At 75.0% G+C, this 26,856-nt stretch carries 25 protein-coding genes; 16 read left to right on the top strand and 9 right to left on the bottom strand.

Annotated elements, in window-relative coordinates:
• Positions 1-278: 278 nt before the first annotated feature.
• A complete protein-coding gene (gene glgP / locus HH311_RS15780) occupies positions 279-2,816 on the top strand; it encodes an alpha-glucan family phosphorylase (protein WP_169184625.1) in 2,538 nt (845 codons plus the stop codon).
• A gap of 59 nt (positions 2,817-2,875) precedes the next feature.
• Here the strand turns inward: glgP and HH311_RS33355 are convergent, their stop codons facing one another.
• Together HH311_RS33355 and glgX are read right to left on the bottom strand one after the other, a co-directional pair.
• Positions 2,876-3,616 carry a DUF559 domain-containing protein gene (locus HH311_RS33355; protein WP_312030179.1) on the bottom strand — a complete coding sequence of 247 codons (741 nt, stop codon included), beginning with the start codon at positions 3,614-3,616 and terminating at the stop codon, positions 2,876-2,878.
• Positions 3,617-3,918: 302 nt separating this feature from the next.
• Complete coding sequence (glgX, locus tag HH311_RS15770; protein WP_169184624.1) at positions 3,919-5,997, bottom strand: glycogen debranching protein GlgX; 2,079 nt, start codon at positions 5,995-5,997, stop codon at positions 3,919-3,921.
• Positions 5,998-6,153: 156 nt separating this feature from the next.
• On the opposite strand from glgX, the gene HH311_RS15765 reads away from it, so the two are divergent.
• The 5 genes from HH311_RS15765 (at position 6,154) to HH311_RS15745 (ending at position 11,685) form a co-directional block, all read left to right on the top strand.
• A complete protein-coding gene (locus tag HH311_RS15765; RefSeq protein WP_169184722.1) occupies positions 6,154-6,930 on the top strand; it encodes an ABC transporter ATP-binding protein in 777 nt (258 codons plus the stop codon).
• Between the two features lie 26 nt (positions 6,931-6,956).
• Entirely contained in the window at positions 6,957-7,736 is a 780-nt protein-coding gene (locus tag HH311_RS15760; protein ID WP_169184623.1) for an enoyl-CoA hydratase/isomerase family protein, read from the top strand.
• Positions 7,737-7,738: 2 nt separating this feature from the next.
• The gene (locus tag HH311_RS15755) at positions 7,739-8,686 is read left to right on the top strand and encodes a class I SAM-dependent methyltransferase (protein WP_169184622.1); all 948 of its coding nucleotides are present in this window, start codon (positions 7,739-7,741) and stop codon (positions 8,684-8,686) included.
• Between the two features lie 70 nt (positions 8,687-8,756).
• Positions 8,757-9,959 carry a THUMP-like domain-containing protein gene (locus tag HH311_RS15750; protein WP_169184621.1) on the top strand — a complete coding sequence of 401 codons (1,203 nt, stop codon included), beginning with the start codon at positions 8,757-8,759 and terminating at the stop codon, positions 9,957-9,959.
• 88 nt (positions 9,960-10,047) lie between these two features.
• Positions 10,048-11,685: an MFS transporter gene (locus HH311_RS15745; RefSeq protein WP_169184620.1), complete on the top strand. Its 1,638-nt coding sequence runs from the start codon at positions 10,048-10,050 to the stop codon at positions 11,683-11,685.
• Here the strand turns inward: HH311_RS15745 and HH311_RS15740 are convergent.
• Both HH311_RS15740 and HH311_RS15735 read right to left on the bottom strand, forming a co-directional pair.
• Positions 11,675-12,619: a nucleoside hydrolase gene (locus HH311_RS15740; protein WP_169184619.1), complete on the bottom strand. Its 945-nt coding sequence runs from the start codon at positions 12,617-12,619 to the stop codon at positions 11,675-11,677. The two genes, HH311_RS15745 and HH311_RS15740, sit on opposite strands and share 11 nt — an antisense overlap.
• Positions 12,616-13,467 carry a ribokinase gene (locus tag HH311_RS15735; RefSeq protein ID WP_312030178.1) on the bottom strand — a complete coding sequence of 284 codons (852 nt, stop codon included), beginning with the start codon at positions 13,465-13,467 and terminating at the stop codon, positions 12,616-12,618. The genes HH311_RS15740 and HH311_RS15735 overlap by 4 nt, the downstream gene beginning before the upstream one ends.
• A gap of 49 nt (positions 13,468-13,516) precedes the next feature.
• On the opposite strand from HH311_RS15735, the gene HH311_RS15730 reads away from it, so the two are divergent.
• Complete coding sequence (locus HH311_RS15730) at positions 13,517-14,263, top strand: acyltransferase (RefSeq protein ID WP_312030177.1); 747 nt, start codon at positions 13,517-13,519, stop codon at positions 14,261-14,263.
• Positions 14,264-14,314: 51 nt separating this feature from the next.
• On the opposite strand, the gene HH311_RS15725 is transcribed toward HH311_RS15730, so the two are convergent.
• The 4 genes from HH311_RS15725 to HH311_RS15710 are packed head-to-tail and all read right to left on the bottom strand — an operon-like array spanning position 14,315 to position 18,139.
• Complete coding sequence (locus HH311_RS15725) at positions 14,315-14,533, bottom strand: hypothetical protein (protein ID WP_169184617.1); 219 nt, start codon at positions 14,531-14,533, stop codon at positions 14,315-14,317.
• A gap of 41 nt (positions 14,534-14,574) precedes the next feature.
• A complete protein-coding gene (locus HH311_RS15720; protein ID WP_169184616.1) occupies positions 14,575-15,807 on the bottom strand; it encodes a glycosyltransferase family 4 protein in 1,233 nt (410 codons plus the stop codon).
• Entirely contained in the window at positions 15,804-17,321 is a 1,518-nt protein-coding gene (locus HH311_RS15715; RefSeq protein WP_169184615.1) for a 1,4-alpha-glucan branching protein domain-containing protein, read from the bottom strand. The genes HH311_RS15720 and HH311_RS15715 overlap by 4 nt, the downstream gene beginning before the upstream one ends.
• Before the next feature lie 53 nt (positions 17,322-17,374).
• Positions 17,375-18,139, bottom strand: a complete 765-nt coding sequence (locus HH311_RS15710; RefSeq protein WP_169184614.1) for a bifunctional 2-polyprenyl-6-hydroxyphenol methylase/3-demethylubiquinol 3-O-methyltransferase UbiG — start codon at positions 18,137-18,139, stop codon at positions 17,375-17,377.
• Positions 18,140-18,354: 215 nt separating this feature from the next.
• Between HH311_RS15710 and HH311_RS15705 the strand changes: the two genes are divergently transcribed.
• From HH311_RS15705 to HH311_RS15690, 4 genes are all read left to right on the top strand, one after another.
• The gene (locus HH311_RS15705; protein WP_169184613.1) at positions 18,355-18,825 is read left to right on the top strand and encodes a hypothetical protein; all 471 of its coding nucleotides are present in this window, start codon (positions 18,355-18,357) and stop codon (positions 18,823-18,825) included.
• Positions 18,826-18,888: 63 nt separating this feature from the next.
• Positions 18,889-19,095 carry a hypothetical protein gene (locus tag HH311_RS15700; protein WP_211190319.1) on the top strand — a complete coding sequence of 69 codons (207 nt, stop codon included), beginning with the start codon at positions 18,889-18,891 and terminating at the stop codon, positions 19,093-19,095.
• Positions 19,092-20,582, top strand: a complete 1,491-nt coding sequence (locus HH311_RS15695; protein ID WP_169184612.1) for a sodium:solute symporter — start codon at positions 19,092-19,094, stop codon at positions 20,580-20,582. The genes HH311_RS15700 and HH311_RS15695 overlap by 4 nt, the downstream gene beginning before the upstream one ends.
• A 52-nt stretch (positions 20,583-20,634) precedes the next feature.
• Positions 20,635-21,858 carry an amidohydrolase family protein gene (locus tag HH311_RS15690; RefSeq protein WP_169184611.1) on the top strand — a complete coding sequence of 408 codons (1,224 nt, stop codon included), beginning with the start codon at positions 20,635-20,637 and terminating at the stop codon, positions 21,856-21,858.
• Positions 21,859-21,867: 9 nt separating this feature from the next.
• On the opposite strand, the gene HH311_RS15685 is transcribed toward HH311_RS15690, so the two are convergent.
• On the bottom strand, positions 21,868-22,020 hold the full coding sequence (locus HH311_RS15685; RefSeq protein WP_169184610.1) for a hypothetical protein: 153 nt from the start codon (positions 22,018-22,020) through the stop codon (positions 21,868-21,870).
• 229 nt (positions 22,021-22,249) lie between these two features.
• On the opposite strand from HH311_RS15685, the gene HH311_RS15680 reads away from it, so the two are divergent.
• The 5 genes from HH311_RS15680 to HH311_RS15660 all read left to right on the top strand — a co-directional run bounded on the left by HH311_RS15680 (position 22,250) and on the right by HH311_RS15660 (position 26,853).
• The gene (locus tag HH311_RS15680) at positions 22,250-23,032 is read left to right on the top strand and encodes an electron transfer flavoprotein subunit beta/FixA family protein (protein WP_169184609.1); all 783 of its coding nucleotides are present in this window, start codon (positions 22,250-22,252) and stop codon (positions 23,030-23,032) included.
• Positions 23,033-23,063: 31 nt separating this feature from the next.
• Entirely contained in the window at positions 23,064-24,023 is a 960-nt protein-coding gene (locus HH311_RS15675) for an electron transfer flavoprotein subunit alpha/FixB family protein (RefSeq protein ID WP_169184608.1), read from the top strand.
• 122 nt (positions 24,024-24,145) lie between these two features.
• A complete protein-coding gene (locus tag HH311_RS15670) occupies positions 24,146-25,339 on the top strand; it encodes a cysteine desulfurase family protein (protein ID WP_169184607.1) in 1,194 nt (397 codons plus the stop codon).
• Positions 25,340-25,415: 76 nt separating this feature from the next.
• Positions 25,416-26,474: a tRNA 2-thiouridine(34) synthase MnmA gene (mnmA, locus tag HH311_RS15665; protein WP_169184606.1), complete on the top strand. Its 1,059-nt coding sequence runs from the start codon at positions 25,416-25,418 to the stop codon at positions 26,472-26,474.
• A 25-nt stretch (positions 26,475-26,499) separates the two neighbouring features.
• On the top strand, positions 26,500-26,853 hold the full coding sequence (locus HH311_RS15660) for a PRC-barrel domain-containing protein (RefSeq protein ID WP_169184605.1): 354 nt from the start codon (positions 26,500-26,502) through the stop codon (positions 26,851-26,853).
• Positions 26,854-26,856 lie beyond the last annotated feature (3 nt).

Raw genomic sequence — 26,856 nt, 5'->3', positions numbered from 1 at the left:
GCCGGTCAGGACGGCCCGGAAGCGTCCGCTCCAGGGGCCGGTCCGCCGTCGGGAGGCCTCCTCTGACCCGTGCGGCAGGAGGTCGAATCCGCCGCTCGCGGGGCCCGTCGTCGGCTCGCCCTGGTCCTCGAGATCTCCGTCCGGGGCGTCCTCGGCGCGTCGTCCGGACCCCCACCACTTCCCCAGCACGCTCACGCGACGCAGCGTAGTGGTGGAATCGATCCAGGGGGGACGGGCGATGACGGCGCGTCGGGAGGGTGTGCCTAGGCTTGTGCGGCGTGAGAGCTCTGCGCCGATTCTCCGTCCGAGCCCAGCTGCCGGCCCCGCTGGCGCCGCTGCAGGACCTCGCGACGAACCTGCGCTGGACCTGGCACGGGCCCACGCAGGACCTCTTCGCGGCGGTGGACGAGGGGGCCTGGCGCGCCTCCGGCGGGGACCCCGTGCGCCTGCTCGGGGAGGTGCCGCCGTCGCGCCTGTCCGAGCTCGCCGCCGACGAGGCGTTCGTCGGGCGGGTGCGCGAGGCCGCGGACGACCTGCGCGACTACCTCACGGGCGCCCGCTGGTACCAGGAGAAGGGCGGCTCCGGGCTGCCCGCCGGGATCGGCTACTTCTCCATGGAGTTCGGCGTCTCCGAGGTGCTGCCGAACTACTCCGGTGGCCTCGGCATCCTCGCCGGCGACCACCTCAAGGCGGCCTCCGACCTCGGCGTCCCGCTCATCGCGGTCGGGCTGCTCTACCGCTCCGGCTACTTCCGGCAGTCGCTCTCGCTCGACGGCTGGCAGCAGGAGCACTACCCCGCCCTCGACCCGCAGGGCCTGCCGCTGCACCTGCTGGCCGACGCGGACGGGGCGCCGATCCTCGTGCACGTCGCGATGCCCGAGGGCCGGGTGCTGCGGGCGCGGGTGTGGGTCGCGGCGGTCGGGCGCGTCCCGCTGCTGCTGCTCGACGCCGACATCGAGGACAACGACGCCGACCTGCGCCAGATCACCGACCGGCTCTACGGCGGCGACGCCGAGCACCGCATCCGCCAGGAGATCCTCGTCGGGGTCGGTGGCGTGCGGGCGGTGCGCGCGTACTGCTCGGTGACCGGTCACCCGGCGCCGGAGGTCTTCCACACCAACGAGGGCCACGCCGGGTTCCTCGGGCTCGAGCGGATGCGTGAGCTCGTGACCACCGCGGGCCTCGACGTCGACCAGGCGCTGGCGGCGGTGCGCGCCGGGACCGTCTTCACCACCCACACCCCGGTGCCCGCCGGGATCGACCGCTTCCCGATCGGGCTCGTCAAGCACTACTTCGACGCCGACCTGCTGCCGGGGATCTCCACCGAGCGGGTGCTCGCGCTGGGCCGGGAGCCCGACACCGACATGTTCAACATGGCCCACATGGGCCTGCGCCTCGCCCAGCGCTCCAACGGCGTCTCGCAGCTGCACGGCGAGGTCTCCCGCGGGATGTTCTCGTCGCTGTGGGGCGGGTTCGACGCGCCGGAGGTGCCGATCGGCTCGGTGACCAACGGTGTGCACGGCCCGACCTGGACCGCCCGGGAGATCGCGGGCCTGACGGCGGGTGCCGCGGCGGCGGGCGCGGGTCCGGAGCTGTTCGGGGTGTCCGACTCCCTGCTCTGGGAGATGCGCGGCACCCTGCGGGCGCGGCTGGTCGAGGAGGTCCGGCGGCGGGTGCGGGCGTCCTGGCTCGAGCGCGGCGCGTCCGAGCCGGAGCTGGGCTGGACCGAGCGGGTGTTCGACCCGTCGGTGCTCACCATCGGCTTCGCCCGCCGCGTCCCGACCTACAAGCGGCTCACGCTGATGCTCCGCGACCCGGAGCGGCTGCGCGCCCTGCTGCTCGACCCCGAGCGGCCGGTGCAGCTGGTGATCGCCGGCAAGTCGCACCCCGCGGACGAGTCCGGCAAGAGCCTCATCCAGCAGATGGTCCGCTTCGCCGACGACCCGGCCGTCCGCCACCGCATCGTCTTCCTGCCCGACTACGACATGTCGATGGCCCGCTACCTCTACTGGGGCTGCGACGTCTGGCTGAACAACCCGCTGCGCCCGCTCGAGGCGTGCGGCACCTCGGGGATGAAGTCGGCGCTCAACGGCGGGCTCAACCTCTCGGTGCGCGACGGCTGGTGGGACGAGCTCTACGACGGCCGCAACGGCTGGGCCATCCCGACGGCGGACGGCGTCGACGACCCCGACCGCCGCGACGACATCGAGGCGAACGCGCTCTACGACCTGCTCACCACCCAGGTGGCGCCGCTGTTCTACGACCGGGGCGCCGACGGGGTCCCGGACCGCTGGACGGCCCTGGTGCGCCACACCCTCGCGACGCTCTCGCCGAAGGTCCAGGCCTCGCGGATGGTCAAGGACTACGTCCAGGACTGGTACGCGCCGGCGGCGGCCGCGGCCCGTCAGGTCTCCGGCGACGGGTTCGCGGGCGCCAAGGAGCTCGCGGAGTTCCGGGCCCGGCTGGACGCGGCCTGGCCGTCGGTCCGGGTGGCCGAGGTCGACGCCTCAGGGGCCGCGGACACGCCGGTGCTGGGCGCGCCGATGACGGTGCGCGCCTCGGTCGAGCTCGGGGGGCTGGACACCTCCGACGTGCTCGTGCAGGCCGTGGTCGGGCGCGCCGACGACGCCGACGAGCTCACCGGGACCGTGGTGTCGCCGATGGCGCACGTGGGCGGCTCGGGCGGCCAGGAGCGGTTCGAGGCGACGATGCCGCTCCCGCACGCGGGGGTGCTCGGCTACACGGTGCGGGTGCTGCCCTCGAACGGGCTGCTGGCCTCGCCGGTGGAGCTGGGGAAGGTGGTCCTCCCCGCGTAGGGCCGGTCCGCGGAGTCAGTGGCACGGCGCTGCACCGCCCGTGCGGGCTGCCACTGACATCAGGAGCGGGCGCGCTCGGCCAGCGCATCCCGCACGGTGCCGACGAACCGTTCGGGGCGCTCCGTCAGCTCGTGCCAGTTCGTGCGGATCACCACCCACCCGGCGAGCACGAGGGCGTTCTGGCGGGCGGAGTCGTGCAGGAAGGCCCGGAGATCGCGGTGGTAGGCCCAGCCGTCGATCTCCACGAGGACCCGCTGCTCGAGGAACGCGAGGTCGAGCAGGGCCGGTCCGTGGCGGGGGAGCACCACGCGGTGGTCGGCGAGCCACCCGGTGATGCCCGCCCCGCGCAGGGCCCGGTGCGCCAGCCGTTCGGCCTCGGAGCGCGCCCCGCCCGCCGCCAGGGCCAGCAGGACGCCGCCGACCACCGCGCCGTAGCGGTGCCGCGTCCGCTCGTGCACCTCCCGCAGGGCGTCGAGCGCGACCATCCCGCGCTGCAGGACCCGGTCCATCAGCTTCGCCCCGGCGACCACGCCGAGGGCGGCGACGGTGGCGAGCACGGTGGCGGCCTTCTTGGTGACGAGGAGCCCGTCGACGGCGACGCGGTCCCGGTCGGGGACGGCCCGCCGCGTCACCGTTACGCCCGGGCGCGGACGTGGCTGGTTCCGCTGCGGCACCGCGATCTCCACGTCGACGGGTGCGGTGTCCGTCATCTGCCACCAGTACGCGGCCGACCGCCCGACGAGCGTCGCGTCCGGTCCGATCGAGAGCATGGCGACGCGGATGCGCGACCGTGGCGTCACCGGGTGCTCGGTCGTGCGCAGGACGCCGTGGGCCGGGCGTTCCCACTCGCCGCGCCGGACCTTCCCGGCGATCGCGGCGCGGGAGTTAGCCCGCGTCCTTCGCCTGCCGGACGGTCGCCACGCCGTCCTGGTCCAGCATCTGCGCCCGGAGCCGTGCGGCGCCGGCGGGGAGGGTGCTCACGGGGGTTCGACGCCCCGCGGGCCGCGGCGGCTCCCACGTCCTGCACCGGCCACGATGTCAGTGGCACGGCGCGCACCCGGGCGTGCGCGGTGCCGCTGACTCCGGCGGCGCCCGGCTCCACCTACGTCGAGCGGAACGCCAGGAACGTGTGCGGCGGGACCACGGTCCGCGAGCCGGCGGCCAGCGCGGCGGGGTCGGCGGGCTCGCCGTCGGGGGAGCGGGAGTCGAGCACCGGCGTCCACGCCGTGTCCCCGAACCGGGACGGCAGCACCACGTCGACCGGCTCGTGCCCCGCGTGCAGCACCACCAGCAGCGACGACGCCGAGCGGACCCGGACCACGAGCGTGCGCCGCGGGTCGGCCCAGTCCGTCGGCCCGAGCTCCCGGGCGGTCTCGGAGAGCCACACGATGTCGGGCACCTCGCCCTCGGCGAGCCCGGAGTGGCCGTAGTAGAAGTCGTCGCGGCGCAGCTCCGGGACCGACCGGCGCAGCGCGAACACCCGCTCCACGAAGGGCACCATCGACCGGTCGGACCAGTCCCGCCACGACGTCTCGTCGTCCATGCAGTAGGCGTTGTTGTCGCCGAGCTGGGTGTGCCCGAGCTCGTCACCGCCGAGCAGCATCGGCGTGCCGGCCGAGAGCCCGAGGGTCGCGAGCAGGTTGCGCATCCGGCGCCCGCGCAGAGCCTCGACGGCCGCATCGGACGACGGCCCCTCGACCCCGCTGTTCCACGAGCGGTTGTCGTCGGTGCCGTCGCGGTTGTCCTCGCCGTGGGCCGCGTTGTGCTTGTGGTCGTAGGAGACGAGGTCGCGCAGGGTGAAGCCGTCGTGGGCGGTCACGAAGTCGACCGACGCCGCCGGGCCCCGCGCCGGCCAGTACAGGTCCGACGAGCCCGCGAACCGGGTGACGATCTCGCTCACCGGCCCGTGGCCCCGCCAGAAGTCGCGCACGCCGTCGCGGTAGCGCCCGTTCCACTCCGCCCACGCCGGCCCGAACCCGCCGACCTGGTAGCCCTCCCCGGTCGCGTCCCACGGCTCGGCGATCAGCTTGACCGACGCGAGCACCGGGTCCTCGGCGATCGCCGTGAGCAGCGGCGCGTGCGGGGAGAACGCCGACCCGCCCGGGCGCCCCAGCGTCGAGGCGAGGTCGAAGCGGAACCCGTCCACGCCCATCGTCGTGACCCAGTACCGCAGGCAGTCGAGGACGAGCCGTGCCACCAGCGGCGACCCGGCGTCGAGGGTGTTGCCGCAGCCGGTGAGGTCGATGTCCCGGCCGTCGGCCGAGAGCTGGTACCACGACGGGGCGTCCAGCCCTCGCCACGACAGCGACGGCCCGCCGACCCCGCCCTCGCAGGTGTGGTTGAACACGACGTCGAGCACCACCTCGAGCCCGGCGGCGTGCAGCGCGTCGACCATCGCCCGGACCTCGGCGACCTCCTGTCCGGGAACCGCGGCGTACCGCGGCTCCGGGGCCAGGTAGGCCAGCGTCGAGTAGCCCCAGTGGTTGCGCCGCCCGCGGGTCATCAGCGACGGCTCGGGGGCGTTGGCGAACACCGGCAGCAGCTCGACGGTGGTGACGCCGAGGCGGCGCAGGTGGTCGACGACGGCCGGGTGCGCGACGCCCCCGTAGGTCCCGCGCAGCTCCGGGGGGACCTCGGGGTGGCGCATCGTGAGATCGCGCACGTGGGTCTCGTAGAGGACGGTGTCGCGCCACGGCACGGCCGGCCGCTCCACCGCCGCGGGCGCCACCGGCCCCGTCGCCACCGCGAAGGGGACCGAGCCCGCCGAGTCGACCCCCGAGCGCGGCCCGAACGGGTCGTCGCCGGCGTGTGCGAGGGCCGCGGACAGGTCGGTGAACCGGCCGCCGACCCGCTTCGCCCACGGGTCGACCAGCAGCTTGGCCGGGTCGGTGCGCACACCCGTCCGCGGCGACCACGGCCCGTGGACCCGCAGCCCGTAGCCCTGACCAGCGGCGACGCCCGGGATCGACCCGCGCCACCAGCCGTCGGCGGCGTCGCGGGCCAGCTCGACCCGACGTTCGCCGCCCTCGCCGGCGAGCAGGCAGAGCTCCACCGCCTCGGCGCTCGCGGCGGCGGGGACGGCGACGGCGAGGACCCCGTCGGCGCGCAGGACGGCGCCGGCGGGCGTGTCGGTCGGGAGGGCCGCCGCAGGCTCGACGGTCCCCTGGCTGGTGGGGCGCATGACGATCGATCGTGCCGGATCCGTACCCGGCCCACACGGCCCGCGACGGAACGGATCGGAGAGGATGGCCACGTGAGTGCCCCGCGTCCGGTGCCGCCCGCGCACCTCGAACTCGCCCCGACGACCCCGCCGGACGACCGCCCGCACGCCGACGAGATGGTCCGGATGCGCGACGTCTCGGTGCGTCGCGGAGGGAACACGCTGCTCGCGGACATCACGTGGTCGGTGGAGCTCGACGAGCGCTGGGTCGTCATCGGCCCGAACGGGGCGGGCAAGACGACGCTGCTGCGGCTGGCCGCCGCCGAGATGCACGCCACCACCGGCACCGTCGACCTGCTCGGCGAGCGGATGGGCCGGGTCAACGTGTTCGACCTGCGGGAACGGATCGGGCTCGCGTCGTCGAGCCTCGCGGGGCGCGTGCCGTCCGACGAACCGGTGCGCGACGTCGTCCGCAGCGCGGGCTACGGCGTCCTCGGGAGCTGGCGCGAGAGCTACGAGGCGATCGACGAGGAGCGCGCCGAGGCCATGCTCGAGGTGCTCGGCGCCCTCCAGCTCGCCGACCGCGAGTACGGGACGCTGTCCTCCGGCGAGCGCCAGCGGACGCTGCTCGCGCGGGCGCTGATGACCGATCCGGAACTGCTGCTGCTCGACGAGCCCGCCGCGGGCCTCGACCTCGGCGGCCGGGAGGACCTGGTCGCCGGGCTGACCGCGCTCGCCGCCGACCCGGACGGCCCGACGATGGTGATGGTCACCCACCACGTCGAGGAGATCCCGCCGGGCTTCACGCACGCCATGCTGCTGCGCGAGGGCCGGATCGTCGCCCAGGGGCTCCTGGACGACGTCATGACCTCGGAGAACCTCTCCGTGGCGTTCGACCAGCCGCTCGAGCTGCTCAGCCGACGCGGCCGGTTCACCGCCTACCGCAAGTACTAGCCGCACACGGCGACGAAGGAGACACAGTGACGGAGTTCGTGCGCCTCGAGGTCGACGGCGGCGTCGGCACCATCCGCCTGGACCGGCCGCCCATGAACGCGGTCAACCGGCAGGTGAACGTGGAGCTGGCGCAGATCGCGTCGGAGGCGGCGCAGCGCGAGGACGTGCGCTCCGTCGTCGTCTACGGCGGCGAGAAGGTCCTCGCGGCGGGCGCCGACGTCAAGGAGATGGCCGACCTCTCCTACTCCCAGATGGCGGCCCGCTCCCGCGAGCTCTCCCACGGCTTCGGCGCCGTCTCGGAGATCCCCAAGCCCACCGTCTGCGCGCTGACCGGCTACGCGCTGGGCGGCGGGTTCGAGATCGCGCTCTCCTGCGACCGCCGGATCGCCGGCGACAACGCCACCGTCGGCCTGCCCGAGATCCTGCTCGGCATCATCCCCGGCGGCGGCGGCACCCAGCGGCTCGCGCGGCTCATCGGCCCGGCCAAGGCCAAGGACCTGATCTTCTCGGGCCGCTTCGTCAAGGCGCCGGAGGCCCTGGAGCTGGGGATCGTCGACGAGATCGTGCCGCCGGACGAGGTCTACACTCGGGCCCGCGCCTGGGCCGAGCAGTTCGCGAACGGCCCCACCCGGGCGCTCGCCGCCGCCAAGAACGCCGTCGACCGCGGGCTGGGCATGGATCTGCGCGACGGCCTCGACTTCGAGTCCGAGGTGTTCGCAGCGCTCTTCGGCACCGAGGACCAGGTCATCGGGATGCGCAGCTTCGTCGAGAACGGGCCCGGCAAGGCCCAGTTCCTGGGGCGCTGACGATGGTGAACCCCACGCAGGCCGAGGTGGACGCGGCCTTCGACGACCCCAAGCTCGCCAACGTGCTCTACCACGACTGGGAGGCGGGCACGTACGACGAGAAGTGGTCGATCTCGTACGACGAGCGCTGCATCACCTTCGCGGTCGACCGCTTCCGCGCGGTGTCCCCGGACCCCGGCCCCTTCGAGCACGCCCTCGAGCTCGGCTGCGGCACCGGGTTCTTCCTGCTCAACCTCATGCAGGGCGGCGTCGCGAAGAAGGGCACCGTCACCGACCTCTCGCCCGGCATGGTCGAGGTGGCCGTCCGCAACGCCGAGGGGCTGGGTCTGGACGTCGAGGGCCGCGTCGCCGACGCCGAGACGATCCCGATGCCCGACGCGTCGGTCGACCTCGTCGTCGGGCACGCCGTCCTGCACCACATCCCCGACCTCGACCAGGCGTTCCGCGAGATCCTCCGGGTGCTGCGGCCCGGCGGGCGGTTCGTGTTCGCGGGCGAGCCGACGACGCTCGGCGACTGGTACGCCCGCAAGCTCGGCCAGGCCACGTGGTGGGCGACGACGAACCTGACCCGGCTCGGCCCGCTGCGGTCCTGGCGGCGCCCGCAGGCCGAGCTCGACGAGTCGTCCCGGGCGGCGGCGCTGGAGGCGGTCGTCGACCAGCACACGTTCACCCCCGAGCGCCTGGAGCGGTTCGCGCTCGCGGCGGGCGCCGTCGACGTGCGGTGCGTGACCGAGGAGCTCGCCGCGGCGCTGTTCGGCTGGCCGGTGCGGACGTTCGAGGCGGCCGTGCCCCCGGAGAAGCTCGGCTTCCCGTGGGCCATGTTCGCCTACCGGTCCTGGCAGCGGCTGTCGTGGCTCGACGAGACGGTGCTCTCGAAGGTCGTCCCGCGCGGGCTCTTCTACAACGCACTGGTCACCGGGGTGAAGCCGGCGCCGCCGGTGGCGCTGTAGGGCCCGGTGTCAGCGGTGTCGCATCGCTGACGTTCAGTGTCCGTATCGGCACACCGTCGCGGAGGGCCGGGTGGCGTTCTCCTTCACGGTTCCCGACGTCGGGTTCCTGACGTCGGGTGCCGGGGTCGCGGCCCTCACGGCGTTCGCCCCGAGCGGGGACCGGCTGCGCGACGTGGCGGCGGCGCGTCGGCTGGCCGGGGAGGAGCACGCGGGCGCGCTCCTGGAGACGGCGCTGCTGCGGGCCCGGGCGGCCGGCCGCTTCCCCGACGGCTGGCTCTGGACCGCGGACGCGCTGGAGCAGGCGACGGCGCTCCCGGTCGCGGAGCACCGGGCGGCGCGGCTGGCGGCGGTGGCGGCCGACCGCGTGGTGGCCGACGTGACCTGCTCGGTGGGCGTGGAGACGGCGGTACTGTCGGCGGCCCTGGACCGGGTGGTCGGCGCCGACCTCGACCCGGTCCGGCTGGCCATGGCGCGGGCCAACGTGCCGGGGGCGCGGCTGATCCGGGCGGACGCGCTGGCCCCGCCCCTGCCGCCCGGCGCCGTGCTCGTGGCCGACCCGGCCCGCCGGACGCCGAGCGGCCGTCGCGTACGCCGTCCGGAGGAGATGACGCCGCCGTTGGACGTGCTGGCGCGGAGGCGTGAGTGTGGATTTCCGGACACTGAACGCCTGCGATGCGACACCGCTGACACCGACCTCGTCGTCTCCACCGCACCCGGCCTCGACCCCGCGCTCGTCCCGTGGGCCCGCGAGGTCGAGCTCGTCTCCCTCGACGGCCGGGTGCGCGAGGCGGCGCTGTGGTCGGCCGGCCTCCTCGACCCCGATGGGCCCCGGCGCCGGGCCACCGTGCTGCGCACCGACGGCGCCGGCTACGGGCTGACCGACCTCGACGACGACACCTGCCCCACCCGCGAGGTCGGGGAGTGGCTCGTCGACCCCGACGGGGCCGTCGTGCGCGCCGGGCTCGTCCGCCAGTTCGCCGCCCGCCACGGCCTCGGGCAGCTCGACCCGCACCTGGCCTACCTCACCGGCGACCACCCGCCTGACGTCGGCCGCGCGTTCCGGGTGCTCGAGCACGGGCCGTACGGCGAGAAGCAGCTCCGCCGGGCGCTGCGCCGCCGCGGGGTCGGCCGCGTCGAGATCCTCGTCCGCGGCCTCGACGTCGACCCCGACCGGCTCCGGCCGAGCCTCAAGCTCGCCGGCCCCCGCGCCGCCACGGTCGTGCTCGCCCGCGTGGGTCGGGGCGCCCGGGCGTACGTCTGCGAGCCCGCATAGCGTCTGCAACGATCAGGATCCCGGATAGTGCTTCCGGTCACCGGAAGGGCCGTGGGCCGCCACCCACCCGATCGTGACACTGCTCACCATGTCCGCGCCCACCGCCCCGGCCCGGGTCGCCGTCCACACCCCGTCCCTGACGACGGGCACCCGCGTCGCGACCACCTTCGCCGTGCTCGTCGCCCAGGTCGGCCTCGCCATCCCGGCCGTGCTCAACGGGCTCTTCCAGGAGGACCTGCACACCACCTCGTCGCAACTGACGTGGATCTCCGACGCGTTCCTCGTGCCGGTGACGCTGCTCGAGCTGACCTTCGGCGTGCTCGGCGACCTCTTCGGGCGCAAGCGGCTGCTGATCGGCGGCAGCCTGCTCCTGGCGGTCGGCGAGCTGATCAGCGTGCTGACGCCGACGTCGGGCAGCGCCGCCGCGATCCCGATCCTCTGGACCGGCCAGGCCCTGGCCGGGATCGGCGCGGCCGTGCTGTTCCCGACGACGCTGGCCATGGTCGCCGCCGGCACCCACGACGTCCGCAGCCGGGCCAAGGGCATCGCGATCTGGGCCGCCGGCCTGTCCTCGGGCGGTTTCGTGTCCCCGCTGCTGGGCGGCCTGGTCACGCAGCTGCCCTGGGGCGGCAGCGAGACGGCCGCGTGGCGCTGGGCGTTCGTCGCGGTCGGCATCCTCGCCGTGGCCAGCGCGCTGATCGGGCTCGCCGCGCAGAACTCGTCGTCGCCGGAGGGCCGCTCGCTGGACTGGGGCGGGCAGGCCACCATCGCGATCGCGCTGTTCGCCCTGCTGTTCGCGGTGATCCAGGGGTCGACCACCGGGTTCTCCGACGGCACCATCATCGGCGCCTTCGTGGTGGCGGCCGTCTTCTTCGTCCTGTTCCTCGCCGCCGAGCGGCGCTCCCGGGCCCCGCTGCTGCGCCTCGACCTCTTCCGCAGCCGGGCGTTCTCGGTCAACTCCGTGGTGACGGTGCTCGGGATGTTCGCGTTCCTCGGGACCGCCTACGCCACGAGCATCCGGCTCTCGGCGATCCAGGACTTCAGCCCGCTGGAGACGGCGACCGCGTTCGTGCTCCTGCAGGGCTTCGCGCTGGTCCTCATGCCGCTCACCGCGAAGGTGATCGACTCCTTCGACCCGCGCTGGCCGCTGGGCCTCGGCTTCCTGCTCATCGGGGTGGGCGACGTGTGGATGTCGACGCTCGGGGTCGCCGACCACTCCCTCGCCCCGGTGATCGCGCCGCTCGCCGTCATCGGGATCGGATTCGCCTTCGCGCTCTCCGGGGTCACGGCGGTCGCGGTCAACACCGTGCCGCCACACCTCGCCGGCATGGCGTCGGGGACGACGAGCCAGTTGCGCGACTTCGGGTTCACCCTCGGCCCGGCGATCATCGGCGCCGTGGCGCTGAGCCGGGCCGCCTCGGTGATCGCGGCCGAGCGGCAGGCCGACCCGTCGCTCGACGCCGCCGTCGGGACCTTCGTCGCCAAGGCCCCGCCCGCCGCGGCCGGCGCGATCGAGTCGGGGCCGCTGGGGCAGGTCAGCGTCCCCGGCAACCCGCTGCACGACGTCGCGTTCGCCGCGCTCGGCGACGCGTACTCGATCGGCTACGTCGTCTGCGCGGTGAGCGCGCTGGTCGCGGCGCTGCTCGCGGCCGTGGCGCTCGGCGGGACCGCGCAGCGGGCCAACATCACCGCGGACGACTCCGTGGACGCGCCCGTCACCCCGTGAGGCGGCGCCAGAGCTCGGCGCGCACGGCGTCCGGGTCGGCGTCCAGCGCGACGTCGACCGGGCGCGCGCCGTCGGTCGCCGCCGCCTCGGGTCCGCGGAGGTCGCCGATCGTGGTGCCGCGCCCGGGGCCGGTGGAGGTGTCGACGTCGATCGGGAGCGGGGTCGCCGACACCGTCCCCGGGGTGATCGCCTCCAGCAGCGCGACGGCGTCGTGCACCGCCATCGCGGCGTGGCCGAACCGGGCGGAGTAGGCGGCGAGGTAGGACTCGCGGGTGGCGGCCAGCGCGGCCCCCACCGGCCCGCACGCCGCGAGCTCGTCGAGCCACGCCGCGCTCACCGTGATCCGCATCGTGAGGTCGAGCGGGACCATCGTCGTCGGGACGACCGATCCCGCGAGCACCCGCCGCGCGGCCTCCGGGTCGGCCCACACGTTGAACTCCGCGGCCGCGGACACGTTCCCGCCGTAGCCGATCGACCCGCCCATGAGCACGAACCGCGCGATGCTCTCCTCGAGGTCCGGCCGGGCGGAGAGCAGCGTCGCGATGTTCGTGAGCGGGCCGATCGCGGCGATCACCACCGGCTCCTCGGACGCCTCGATGACCGACGCCATGAGCGCCACGGCCCGCAGTGACGACTCGTCGACCGGCGGGCCGAAGTCCGCGGCCCGCCCGCCCAGGCCGTCGGTGCCGTGGATGCCGGCGGAGCGGCGGCCGAGCAAGTGGACCAGCGGCCGGTCCGCGCCGCGCCCGACCGGGACGTCCGCGCGGCCGAACGTCCCGAGCAGCCGGCGGGCGTTGTCGGTGGTCCGGTCCACCGTGACGTTGCCGTGCACGGTGGTCACCGCGCGCAGGTCGATCTCCGGGCTGCGGGCGGCGACGGCGAGGGCGAACGCGTCGTCGACGCCGGGGTCGGTGTCGACGATGAGCGGGGTCATGCGGAGATCTCCTCGAGCTCGGCGGACGTGGGCAGCGCGGGCTGGGCGCCGGCGCGGGTCGCCGCGAGCGCGCCGACCGCACAGCCCCGCCGCAGCGCGGACCCGTCGTCGAGACCCCCGGCGAGGGCCAGGGCGAGCGCCGCGGTGAACGCGTCGCCCGCGCCGGTGCCGTCGACGGCCTGCACGGCGGGGGGTTCCGCGGTCGCGACCTCGCGGCCGTACCGCCGCAACCTCGCCCCCGCGGCGCCGTGGGTGACCGCGACGGCCGGCAGCGCGTCGAGGTCGGCGGTGCGCCCGAGGACCTCGTGCTCCTCGGCGTTCACCGAGAGCAGGTCGACGCCCGCGAGCACCTCGTCGGGGACGGCGTGGGCGGGCGCGGCGTTGAGCACCGAGAACCCGGGGACGGCGACGGCGGCCGCGACGGCCTCGTCGGGCACCTCGAGGACGGTCATCACGACGTCGGCGCTGAGGCCCGCCGGCACCGTCACCGAGGCGTTGGCGCCGGCGTCGACGACGATCGTGGTCTCGCCGTCGTCGTCGACCTGGATGAGCGCGGTGCCGGTCGGCCGGTCGGCCACGGTCACGACGCGGGTGAGGTCGACCCCGCCGTCGCGCAGCAGGGCCAGGGCCTCGCCGGCGAACGGGTCGTCACCGACCGCGCCGACGAGCGACACGTGAGCGCCGAGCCGTGCGGCGGCCAGCGCCTGGTTGGCGCCCTTGCCGCCGGGGTGGCGCGAGAGCCCGTGGGCGGGCAGCGTCTCACCGGGCCGGGGGAGGTGACCGACGCGGGCGACCAGGTCGAGGTTCACGCTGCCGACCACGACGACGCTGCGACCCGGAGCATCCACGCGGGGCATCCTGCCGTCCCCGCGCCGGCGCCGCCGTATCCTGCCGCGGGTGAGTCGGAGCCGGCATCCGGACAGGGCCCGCTGGGCGACACGGCACGACCCGGCGCAGGCACGGCTGTTCTCCTGGGCCTCGCTGCGCTGGATCGTCCGGCACCGGGCGTGGACGCCGTGGTACCTGGTGCGCTACTGGCGGCTGGCCAGGCTCCGGATCCGGCAGCCGCACATCGTGCTGCGCGGGATGGTGTTCCTCGGCAAGGGCGTGTCCCTGGAGTGCCGGCCGGGCCTGGGGCGCCTGGAGATCGGGCGGTTCGTCCACCTCGGCGACCGGACGCGGATCCGCTGCCACGAGGGCTCGCTGCGCATCGGCGACAAGGCGGTGTTCGGGGCCGAGAACACCGTCAACGGCTATCTCGACATCGAGTTCGGGGCCTCGACGCTGCTCGCCGACTGGATCTACATCTGCGACTTCGACCACCGCTACGAGGACGTCCACGTCCCGATCAAGGACCAGGGCATCGTCAAGAGCCCGGTGCGCATCGGCCCGGAGACCTGGATCGGGACCAAGGTCACCGTGCTGCGCGGCGCGGTGGTCGGGCGCGGCTGCGTGCTCGGCGCGCACGCGGTGGTGCGGGGGATCATCCCGGACTTCGCCGTGGCGGTGGGGGCGCCGGCGCGGGTCGTCCGGGACCGGATCGCCGACTACGAGGCCGCCGCGTCGGAGCGGGCGGCGCTGGCGGACATCGCCCGCAAACAGGCGAGGGCGGCGGAGACCGCGCGAGGTGCCTCCGGCTCGTGAGCACTTTCTGGTGTCATGGCACCAGAAAGTGCTCACGGGCGCGAAGCGCACCTATTCCGGATTCCCCGCCGCCGCCTCCGCGGTGCCCTGGTCCTCGGGCTCGAGGTCGAGGTCGAACGCCGGCGACGGCGGGTCGTCGTCCTCGGCGGGGTCCGGGGTGTCGCCGTCGGGTCCGTGGACCACGGCGGACTCGAGGTCGTCGACGGCCGCGCGCGGGTCCTCGCGCGCCGCCGCGTCGGGGCCGTCGGGGTCGTTCGCTGCGGTGGTCATCGACGGTCCGATTGCCCGCGACCGACGCCCCCGGAAACCCCTCAGCCCCGGCCGAACACGTTCCCGGTCGGGATCTTCGGCCGGCCCGGCGGCACCGTCGCCTCCCGACGCCGGGTGCGGGCGTAGAGCGCGGCGGTGTCCGCGGCGATCGCCGGCCAGGCGAAGTCGGTGTCCAGTCGGTCGCGCGCCGCGAGGGCCCGGCGGTGCGCCGCGGCCGGGTCGTCCAGGGCCGCGACGACGGCGACCGCGCACCCCGCGACGTCGGCCGGGTCGAAGGACAGGCCCGTGACGCCGTCGAGCACCACCTCGCCGAGTCCCCCGGCCCGCGAGGCGACCAGCGGGGCCCCGGCGGCCGCGGCCTCGAGCGCGACGATCCCGAAGGGCTCGTAGCGGCTGGGTAGCACCACGGCCGACGCCCGCCCGAGCAGGGCGGTCAGGGCGGCGTCGTCGACGTGGCCGAGCATCGTCACCGCCCGGCGCACGCGGGCCGCGCGGGCCCGGTCGGCCAGCCAACCGGCGTGCGACCCGGACCCGGCCACCAGCAGCCGCGTCCCCGGGTGGGCGCGCCGGATCGCGGGGAGTGCGGCGATGACGTCCTGGACGCCCTTCTCCCACTCCAGCCGGCCGAACGTGACCAGCGTCGGGGTGCCGCCGACCGGCGCGGACGGGCCGGCCCAGCCGCGGGGGTCGATGCCGTTGTGCAGCACCGTGATCCCCTCCGCGTCGACGTCGAAGAGCCCCGCGACCTCCTCGCGCATGGCGTGCGAGCAGGTCACGAGCGCGTCGGCGGCCTGCGCGAGCCACCACTCCACGGAGTGCACCTGCCGGTTGAGCGGCGCGGAGAGCCAGCCGCCGTGCCGGCCCGCCTCGGTGGCGTGGACCGTCGCCACCAGCGGCGCGCCGGCCAGCTCGCGCAGCGCGATCGCGGCGTGCGCGACGAGCCAGTCGTGGGCGTGCACGACGTCGGGGTGCCAGTCGCGCAGCAGCCCGAGCGCGGGCCGGACCAGGGCGTGGCCGAGCCCGAGGGTCCAGGCGACGAGGTCGTGCACGAACTCCAGGTGCGGCGGGTCCTCGGCCACGCGCAGCACGCGCACGCCGTCCACCACGGTGTCCGTCGTCGGGTGCGTCGCGGCGTCGGTGCCGGTGGGCTGGCGGGTGAGGACGACGACGTCGTGCCCGGCCGCGGCCAGGTGCGTCGCCAGCGCGCCGACGTGGCGCCCGAGCCCGCCGACCACCACCGGCGGGTACTCCCACGACACGAGCAGGACCCTCATCGGGCGGCCACCAGCTCGCGGTCGCGGGCCCGCGTCAGGGCCCGGGCGTCGAGGTGGCCGAACAGGTCGTCCTGCGCGGCGAACTCCGCCGCGCGGCGGGCGGCCTCGGCGTGCCGGCCCGCCGGGAGGAGGTCGGTGAGCTCCCGGACCCGGTCGCGGTGCGCCGCGGCCCGGCGCCGGGCGTAGTGCGCCGCCGAGTCCTTCGTGACCATGAACGCCCAGTCGCTGGACAGGGCCAGGGCGGCCTGGACGGCGAGCGTGTCGAGGACCCGGTCGCGCCCGGCCGGGCGGTCCACGCCGTCGACGGCGGCGAGCAGCCGGCGGGCGACGTCGTCGTTGCCGGCGACCACGTCGGCCACCGCGGCGCCGTCCCACACCCGCCAGTCCTTGCCCGAGCCCCACGACGACGCGGGCAGCACCACCGGCTCCTCGACGTGCCCGGCCTCGACGGCCCCGCGCAGCGTCGTCACGTGCACCCCGGCGGCCGGGAGCAGCGTCAGGACCTGCTCCAGCCACGCCGGGCCCTCGTGCCACCAGTGGCCGAAGAGCTCGGTGTCGTAGGCGGCGACGACGAGCCCCGGCCGGCCACGCCGGCGCCGCAGGTCGCGCAGGCGCTCGACGACGACGCCGACGAAGTCCGCCGCGTCCCGCGCGACGGCGGCCGCGGCGCGCTCCGGGTCGTAGGGCGCCTTCTCGGCGATCCGCCTGCCGGTCACCCGGTACGGCTTGAACCCGGAGGCGTGGTCGAAGGCGTGGAAGTCGCGGTAGTCGGCGCCGCCCGGGTAGCCGGCGCGGGGCGACCACACGCGGTAGGTGACGTCGAGGTCGCGGCCGAAGGCGACGACGTCCGTGCCGTCCACCGGGTGCGCGGCCCCCGTGTCCCCGCGCATCGCCGGCCCGTCGACGAGGAAGCGGCGCACCCCCGCGGCGGCGTAGTCGTGCTCCATGCCCGGGGCGTAGCCGCACTCCGGGGCCCAGATGCCCTCCGGCCGGCGGCCGAGACGACGCGCGGTGTCGCGCAGGCCGCCGTCGAGCAGGAAGCGGCGCACCCGGCCGGGCAGCAGCGGGCCGAACGGGTGGGTGGCCGGGCCGCCGAGGAGCTCGACGACGCCGTCGTCGGCCAGGGAGCGGAACACCGGCGACGCGCCGTGGCGCCAGGTCTCCTCGAAGGTGCGCAGCGCACCCGCGGCCGCGCGGTGCTCACGGGCGGCGACCTCGGGCAGGCGGCGGTGGGTGGTGTGCGCGCGCAGCTGCCAGTCGGCCAGCCACGAGTGCATCGCGCGCAGGCAGTAGGGGTGGTCGAGCTGCGCGGCGAGCACCGGGGTGACGCCGAGGGTCAGCAGGTCGCGCCGCCCCTGCTCGGCCAGGCGGTGCAGGACGTCGACGACGGGCAGGTAGGAGTGCGCCCAGGCCTGGTAGAGCCAGTCCTCGCCGACGGGCCAGGCGCCGTGGCGGGCCAGCCAGGGCAGGTGGGAGTGCAGCACGAGGCAGAACGTGCCCTCGCTGCCGCCCATGCCGCCCCTCTCCGTCGTCGCCCGAGCAGGTTACCGAGCGGTAGAGCTCGGCCTCATGCCGGCCGCACGGCGCTGACGACGAGGTCCAGCGAGGCGTCGACGTCGTCGGCGTGCAGGTCGAACTCCTCGACGCCCACCTGCGCCACGTCGTCGGCCAGCCGGTCCGGCCACGGCTCGCCGGAGACGGCCAGCGCCACCTGGGCGTCGACGAGGGAGCCGCCGTGGCGGGCGTCGCGCTCGGCGAGCCGCGCGCCGTGGTGCAGGCCCCGCAGCGTCGTGACCGCGAGGCCGGCGTCGTGCACCAGCGCGGCCAGGTCGGTCGCGGCGAGCTCGTAGGTGTGGAACGGGTTGAGGGGCCGGTCGGTCAGGGCGTTGCCGGGGGAGAACGTGAGCCGGTTCGGTGTGGAGCAGTGCAGCCGCCCGCCGGGGCGCAGCACGCGGGCGCACTCCCGGAGGAAGCCGGGTTGATCCCACAGGTGCTCGATCACCTGGAGGGTCACGACGACGTCGACCGCGGCGTCCGGCAGGGGCAGGGCCGCGAGGTCGGCGCGGACGACGTGGAGCGCCCCGCCGTAGCGGCGCGCGACGTGGGCGGCGGTCGGGGTGTCGAGCTCGAGGGCGATCACGCGGTCCGCGACCCCGCCCAGCAGCGCCGCCCCGTAGCCCTCCCCGACACCGGCCTCGAGGACCGTCGCGCCCCGGCAGTCACCGGCGAGCGCCCGGTAGACCGCCTCGTGGCGGCGGAACCAGTAGTTCTCGTGGCGGATGCCCGGGACGGTGCGCTCGCCGGTGAGGGGCAGGGTCTCGGCGGTCTCCACCGGCGCATCATCCTCGACGGCGTCCGGGGGTCGGCAGAATCACCCGCACGGGCGGCACGCGTGGGGCGGTGGGTCGCGCCGCGTGCCCGCAGAATGGACCCATGTCGACCGACGCGCGCCGAACGGTTCCCGGAGCGCGATCGACGGTCGGCGGAGCGGGCGGAGCCGGCTGGGGTTCCTGGCCGCCGCCGACTCCGGGTGATCGCCCGCTGTCGATGACCTCCCGCGCCGACGGCGCCGAGCACGCCGTCATGGCCACCGAGCTCGAGCAGGCCAACCGGACGGGCCAGTCGCCGATGGGGCTGTGCGGGACCGTCGTCGACCTCGCCCCGCTCGGCGCCACCGCCCGGCACGTGTGCCGCCCCTGCCGTGAGGTCGTGTCGCGGCGCCGTCGGGAGGACCGCGTCCCGACCACGCCCTGGACGCTGCTGGTCCAGTGGTACGAGGCCCTCGTCCGGCTCCTGCGCGGTGGGCTCGACGGGCCGGCCCCGAAGGCCCTGCCGGCGGCCGCGCGCCTCGCCCTGCCCGCGTCTCCGAGCGCTCCGTCGAGCGCCGCTCCGATGGGCCCCGCTGCGCCGCCGGTCCCGGCCGACCGCCCGGTGCCGTCGCCCCGGCCGCGCCCGTCGGCGCCGCTCCGCGCCCCGCACCCCGCCCGCGAGGCGGGCGGCCGGCACCGTCGGGACTGACCCCGGCCCGTTGCCTTCCGCCCCACACGCACCTCACAGTGGGGTATGCGCCGACCACGCCCCGTGACGCTCGTCTGCTACGTGGTGCTCGTGCTCATCGCCGTCGGGCTCCTGGCCTCGCCGCTGCTCGGCTTCGTCAACCGCCCGGCGCTCTGGTTCGGGCTGCCCTCGATCATGGTGTGGATGGGCGTGCTGGTCCTGCTCATCACGCCCGTCCTGGCGATCGTCGAGACCACGCGGGGTCCCGACGACGAGGAGGAGCGCCGATGAGCACCACCCTGGTCGTCACGCTCGTCGGGATCCTCGTCATCGCCGGCGTCGGGCTGCTCGGGCGGCGGGGAGCCATCACCGACGTCTCCGACTGGGCGGTCGGGGGCCGGAGGTTCGGGTCCTGGACGATGTGGTTCCTCCAGGCCGGCGAGGTCTTCACGACCTTCACGTTCCTCGGCATGGCTGGCCTCGCCTTCGCCGGGGGCGCGGCCGCGCTCTACGCGCTGCCCTACGTCCCGCTGGCGTACGCGGGCCTGTACTTCCTCGGCCCGGTCGTCTGGCGGCGGGCGCGCGAGCAGGGGCACGTGACCCAGGCCGACTTCCTCGCCGAGCACTTCGGCTCGCGGGCCTTCGGCGGCCTCGTCGCCGTGCTCGGCGTGGTCTTCCTGCTGCCCTACCTGCAGCTGCAGATCACCGGGCTCGGCCTCGCGGTGCAGCTCGCGACGGGGGAGAAGGCCTCCGGGACGCTGAGCATGGTCGTCGCCTTCGTGCTGGTCGTCGCCTTCGTGCTCTGGGCCGGCATCCGCGGCGTCGCGACCACGTCCTACCTCAAGGACGCGCTCATGCTCGTCGTGCTGATCGTCCTGCTCGCGGTGATCCCGGCCGCGGTGAACGGCGGGATCGGGCCGACGTTCGAGAGCGTGCTCGCCCACGCGCCACGGATGCTGACGATCCACGCGGGGGAGTACGACGCCGGGTACTTCATCTCCTCGACGGTCGCCTCCACGCTCGGGGTGCTGTTCCTGACGTTGCCGCACTCCTGGCCCGCGCTGCTCTCCGCCGGCTCCGAGCGCGCGGTGCGCCGCAACTACGCCTACCTGCCGATCTACTCACTGGCGCTGGCCATCCCGATGGTCATCGGCTTCGTCGCGCTGACCGCGCTCCCGCCCTCGACCAGCAGCAACGGCGCCCTGCTCGTGCTCGCCGGGCAGGTGTTCCCGTCGTGGTTCGTCGGCGTGGTGGTCGTGGCGACGGCCGCGACGGCGATGGTGCCCGCGGCCGGGATCCTCATCGGGATGTCGACGCTGGTGGCCCGCAACGTCGTGCGCACCACCACCGTGCGCGGCCAGACGGTGACCAACCAGCTCTCGGTCGTCGGGCTCACGGCCCTCGCGCTGGTGCTCGCGATCGTGCGCCCCGACCTGCTGGCCAACCTGCTGCTGCTCACGTACTCCGGGCTCGACCAGCTGGTCCCGGCGCTCGCGCTGGCGCTGTTCGCGCGGCGGTGGGTCGGGCTGCGGCCGATCCTCGCGGGCCTCGTCGTCGGCGAGGTCGTGGTCGTCGTGCTCACCTTCGGCCCCTATGCCGGCACGGTGAACGAGGGCCTCGTCGCGCTGGTGCCCAACCTCGTCGTCGTCGCCCTCGGCGCCCTGCTCGAGCGGCGCCGCGGCGGCCCGCGCGAGGGGACCCCTCGGGCGGACAGAGCGACCGAATCGTCCCCTCGCCCGGCGGGATCGGTCGCGCGAGGGGAACCTTCGGTCGACTAGAGCGGCCGAGGGGTCCCCTCGCGCTCTGGCCGGCTGAGGGAGGACGACGGCGATGGCACGGCTGCTCCTGCACGGCGGCGAGGTGCTCGACGGGACCGGTGCGGCGGCGGCCACCGCCGACGTCGTCGTCGACACGGCGACCGGCACGGTCCTCGACGTCGGGCCCGGGCTGGACGGCGACGAGGCCCTCGACTGCACCGGCGCGACCGTGACGCCCGGCTTCGTCGACGCCCACGTCCACGTCACCAGCTCCGGGGTCGACCTGCTCTCCCGGGTGACGACGCCGTTCTCCTACCAGTTCTTCGCGGCCGCGCGGAACCTCACCGCCACGCTGCGGGCGGGGGTGACGACGGTGCGCGACGCCGGCGGCGCCGACGCGGGGGTCCGCCAGGCGGTGGCCGACGGGCTGGTCGCCGGCCCGCGGATGCGCATCGCGGTGTCGATCCTGGGCCAGACCGGCGGGCACTCCGACGGCTGGATGCCCTCGGGGCACTGCGTCCCCTTGTCGCTGCCGCACCCCGGCCGGCCGAGCGGGGTCGCCGACGGCGTCGAGGGCGTGCGGCTCAAGGTGCGCGAGGTGCTCCGGGCCGGCGCCGACGTCGTCAAGATCTGCACGACGGGCGGCGTGCTGTCCCCGGGCGACGACCCGGAGCACTCGCAGTTCTCCCCGGAGGAGATCGCGGTCGTCGTCGCGGAGGCCGCCGCGCAGGGCCGGGAGGTCATGTCCCACGCGCAGGGCGCGACCGGGATCAAGAACGCGGTCCGCGCCGGGGTGCGCTCGATCGAGCACGGCATCTTCCTCGACGACGAGGCGATCGCCCTGATGCTGGAGCGCGACACCGTGCTGGTCCCGACGCTGGTGGCCCCGCGGGCCGTCCTCGAGGCGGCCGCGGCGGGGGCCCGGCTGCCCGCCGAGGTGGTGGCGAAGGCGGCGGCCGTGGTCGACGTGCACACCGAGTCGATCCGCCGGGCCGTCGAGGCGGGGGTCCGGATCGCGATGGGCACCGACTCGGGGGTGGGCCCGCACGGTCGCAACCTCGAGGAGTTGCCGCTCATGGCGGCCTGCGGGATGTCCCCGGAGGCGGTCGTCGCCGCCTCGACGTCGGCGGGCGCGCGGCTTCTCGGGCTCGGCGACGTCACCGGTCGGGTGTCACCCGGGCTGGCGGCCGACCTGTGCGTGGTCTCCGGGTCGCTGGACGGCGACGGCGGGCTGGACGGTCTGTCGGCGCGGCTGCGGGCGGTGCGGCGCGCTGGTGTGCCGGTCGCCCTCGCCTGACGCCCGGCGTCAGTGCTTCTTGCCGCCGCCGAACCGCTTGAACAGCTCCTGGGCCTTCGCGCGGTTCTTCGGGTCCTGCGCGTAGCGCTTCGCCTGGTCGGTGTACTTGCGTCCCTGCGGGCTGCGCAGGAACTCCTGGACCTTCGCCACGATGCCGGCCACGGCGTCCTCCTGGGGGTGCGAATCCGATCTGTCCGGTTCACGGTACGCGGCACAAGTTACCGGCCAGTAGGTCCCTACTACCTACTCGCGGGTAACATGAGAGGGGTACGCCACGTCGCCCTCGGAACGTGATCGTGGGACAGTCGGCTCGGAGCGAATGACTACCGGCGAGTAACAACGGCTGCCGGCGGTCACGGGATTCGCAGGCACAGGAGGTCACAGAGGACCCATGAACATCGTCGTGCTGATCAAGCAGGTGCCGGACACCTGGTCGGAGCGGACGCTCTCCGACGGCGACAAGACCCTGGACCGCGCCTCGTCGGACGCGGTGCTGGACGAGATCAACGAGCGCGCCGTGGAGGAGGCGCTCAAGATCAAGGAGGCCGGGGACGCCGAGGTCACGATCCTGACCGCCGGACCCGACCGCGCCACCGACGCCGTCCGCAAGGCCCTCTCGATGGGCGCGGACAAGGCGGTCCACGTGAACGACGACGCGATCCACGGCTCCGACGCCGTGGCCACCGCGAAGGTCCTCGCGAAGGCGATCGGCACGGTCGGCGACGTCGACCTCGTGATCGCCGGCAACGAGGCCACCGACGGCCGCAGCGGCGCCATGGCCGGGATGGTCGGCGAGGTGCTGGGGTGGCCGTCGCTCACCCACGCCAACGAGCTCTCGGTCGCCGACGGCTCCGCCACGGTGAAGCGGGAGACCGACGAGGGCACCTGCGACGTCACCGCGTCGCTGCCCGCCGTCGTGAGCGTCGCCGAGAAGATCAACGAGCCGCGGTACCCGTCGTTCAAGGGGATCATGGCCGCCAAGAAGAAGCCGGTGAGCACACTCGGAATCTCCGACCTCGGGCTCGACGCCTCGGAGGTCGGGCTCGCGGGCTCGCTCGTCCAGGTCGACTCGTTCGCGCCGCGCCCGCCGAAGTCGGGCGGCCAGAAGGTCGAGGACGAGGGCGACGGCGGTCAGAAGATCGCCGAGTTCCTCGTCGGTCAGAAGCTCATCTGAGCACCCGTCCACGAGCGAGCGAGGAGACACCATGAGTGAGGTACTGGTCCTCGTCGACCACGTCGACGGCGAGATCAAGAAGAACACGTACGAGATGCTGACCGCGGCCCGCCGCCTCGGTGAGCCCTCCGCGGTCGTCGTCGGCACGCCCGGCACCGCGACCAAGCTGGCCGAGGGCCTCGCCGCCCACGGCGCGGAGAAGGTCTACGTCGCCGAGTCCGACGACGCCGTGAACTACCTGTCGACGCCGCAGGTCGACGTGCTGGCCGCCCTGGTCGAGCGCGTCTCGCCGCCCGCGGTGCTGATCCCGGCCGGCGCCGACGGCCGGGAGGTCGCGGGCCGCCTGGCGGTGCGCACCAACTCCGGGTGGCTGAACGACCTCGTCGACATCGACGGCGACCGCAACGGCCAGCACTCGATCTTCGGTGGCGCGTTCACCGTGCAGTCGCACGCCACCACCGACACCGCGATCGTCTCGTGGCGCTCGGGCTCGATCGAGGTCGAGGAGGCCGCCGGGGCCGGGACGCAGGAGACCGTCGAGGTCCCCGCGATCGACGCCGCGCGCTCGGCCAAGGTCTCGAACCGGGCCCCGATCGTCGGCGGCGACCGTCCGGAGCTCACCGAGGCGACCGTCGTCGTCTCCGGTGGCCGCGGGGTCGGCTCGGCGGAGAACTTCGAGGTCGTCGAGAAGCTCGCCGACTCGCTGCACGCCGCCGTCGGCGCCTCGCGCGCCGCGGTCGACTCCGGCTACTACCCGAACCAGTTCCAGGTCGGGCAGACCGGCAAGACCGTGTCCCCGCAGCTGTACCTGGCGCTGGGCATCTCCGGCGCGATCCAGCACCGGGCCGGCATGCAGACCTCGAAGACGATCGTCGCGGTCAACAAGGACCCGGAGGCGCCGATCTTCGAGATCGCCGACTTCGGCATCGTGGGCGACCTGTTCTCGGTGGCCCCGCAGTTGACCGAGGAGGTCGGCAAGCGGTCCTCGTGACCCGCGGCCGTCCCTGATCGGGCGAAGGGCCCCTCCGGAGCACCGGAGGGGCCCTTCGCTCGTGACCGCTCGGCGAGACCGTGGGAGCGCTCGCCCATCAGGAGGATTACGCTCGTTCGGCGATGACCTACCTCGACCACGCGGCCACGACGCCGATGCTGCCCGTGGCCGTCGCCCGGTACACCGAGGCGCTCGGCCGCGTCGGCAACCCCTCCTCGCTCCACACGGCGGGGCGCCGGGCGCGCAAGGAGGTCGAGGAGGCCCGCGAGACGATCGCCGAGGCGGTCGGCGCGCTGCCCACGGAGGTCGTCCTCGCGACCGGCGGCACCGAGGCCGACAACCTCGCGCTCAAGGGCGTGTTCTGGGCCCGTCGGGCGGCCGACCCGCGGCGGACCGGGGTGGTGGTCTCGGCCGTCGAGCACCACGCGGTCCTCGACGCCGCGGAGTGGCTCGCCGAGCACGAGGGCGCGACGATGCACGTCCTCGCCGTCGACGCGGCCGGCCGGGTGGACCCCGAGGAGCTCCGCGCGCTGCTCGCCGCCCACGCCGGCGAGATCGCGGTCGTCAGCGTGATGTGGGCCAACAACGAGGTCGGCACCGTCAACGACATCCGGGCGCTGGCCGACGTCGCGCACTCCTTCGACGTGCCGCTGCACACCGACGCGGTCCAGGCCGTGGGCTCGCTGCCGGTCGACTTCGCGGCCTCGGGCGCCGACGCGCTCTCGCTCACCGGGCACAAGCTCGGCGGCCCCGTCGGGGTCGGCGCGCTGCTGCTGCGCCGAGACGCCTCCTGCGTCCCGCTGCTGCACGGCGGCGGTCAGGAGCGCGACGTCCGCTCGGGCACCCTCGACGTCGCCGGCACGGTCGCCCTGGCGGCCGCGGTGCGCGCGGCCGTGGACGACGCCCCGCGGCGGACCGTGGAGCTCGCGGCGCTGCGCGACGACCTCGTGGCCCGGCTGGTCGGCGAGGTCCCCGACGCGACGCTGAACGGCGTCCCGCTCGACGCGGCACCGGTCGGCGGGGGCCCGGCCCGGCTGCCCGGCAACGCCCACCTGTCGTTCCCGGGCTGCGAGGGCGACAGCCTGCTCATGCTGCTCGACGCCCACGAGATCGAGTGCTCCACCGGTTCGGCGTGCACCGCCGGGGTGGCGCGGCCCTCCCACGTCCTGCTGGCCATGGGTGTCGACGAGGCGGCCGCGCGGGGCTCGCTGCGGTTCTCGCTCGGCCACAGCTCGACCGCCGCGGACGTGGACGCGGCCGTGGCGGCGATCGGGCCCGTCGTGGAGCGCGCCCGGGGGGCGCTGGCGCGGTCATGAATAGGTGCGCTGGCGCGCCCGTGAGCAGAAAGTGCCGCTATAGCGACACTTTCTGCTCACGAGCCGGAGGCACCTCGTGAGGGTCCTGGCCGCGATGAGCGGCGGGGTCGACTCGGCGGTCGCCGCCGCGCGCGCCCGCGACGCGGGCCACGACGTCGTCGGGGTGCACCTCGCGCTCTCGGCGAAGCCCGCGACGATGCGCGAGGGCGCCCGCGGGTGCTGCTCGGTGGAGGACTCCCACGACGCCCGGCGCTGCGCCGACGTCCTCGGCCTCCCGTTCTACGTGTGGGACATGGCCGCGCGGTTCAGCGCCGACGTCGTGGAGCCGTTCGTCGCCGAGTACGCGGCCGGGCGCACCCCGAACCCCTGCCTGCGGTGCAACGAGAAGATCAAGTTCTCGGCGGTGCTGGACCGGGCGCTCGCGCTGGGGTTCGACGCCGTCGTCACCGGGCACTACGCGCGCCTCACCGACGGGGTCCTGCGCCGCGCCGCCGACGCCGGGAAGGACCAGTCCTACGTGCTCGGGGTGCTCACCGCCGAGCAGCTGGCGCACGCGGTGTTCCCGCTCGGGGACTCGCACAAGTCCGAGGTCCGGGCCGAGGCCGCGCGCCGCGGGCTCGTCGTCGCCGAGAAGCCCGACAGCCACGACATCTGCTTCATCCCCTCCGGCGACACCCGGGGGTTCCTCGACGAGCGCCTCGAGCAGGCCCCGGGCGAGCTGGTCGACGCGGCCTCCGGCGCGGTGCTCGGCCGGCACACCGGCGTCGCGGGGTTCACGGTCGGGCAGCGCCACGGGCTCGGTCTCGACCGGCCCGCCCCGGACGGCCGGCCGCGCTACGTGCTGGGCATCGAGCCGGTGTCGCGGCAGGTCCGCGTCGGCCCGGCGGAGGAGCTCGACGTCCGGTCGGTCGCGGCCGGGCGCCCGGTGTGGCACGCGCCGTGGGGGACCGTCGACGACGTCGTCGTGCAGGTGCGCGCCCACGGGGGCCTGGCGCCGGCGCGGGTGACGGTGTCCGAGGGCTCGCTGACCGCCGAACTCCACGAGCCCCTCCGGGGGGTCGCCCCCGGGCAGGCGGTGGTGGTCTACGACGACGACCGCGTGCTCGGCTCGGCGACGATCACCGCCACGGCCTGACCCCGCGCCCCTATGATCGGCGCCCATGGCGTTCGAGGCCGAGAACATCCGCGACTGGCTGGGCAAGAAGGTCGTCGACCCGTCGGGGGCGAAGATCGGCGACATGGAGGCGGTGTACTACGACACGGCCACCGACGAGCCGTCGTTCGTCACCGTCGAGCTGGGCCTGTTCAACCGCAAGCGCCTGGCGTTCGTGCCGATCCGCGGCGCGCTGGTCCACCCGGACCACGTCAAGGTCACCGTCGCGAAGGACCTCGCGAAGGACGCCCCGTCGATCGACACCGACGGCGAGCTCCCGGTGGAGGACGAGCCGGCGATCTTCGCGCACTACGGGCTGGACTACGGGCCGCGCACCGGGCGCCGGCTGGCCCGCCGCTGACCT

The organism is Actinomycetospora sp. TBRC 11914, assembly GCF_012933465.1.
GTDB lineage: Bacteria > Actinomycetota > Actinomycetes > Mycobacteriales > Pseudonocardiaceae > Actinomycetospora.
The sequence above is the reverse complement of the archived record's forward strand: the minus strand, read 5'-3'. Positions and strand labels throughout refer to the sequence as shown.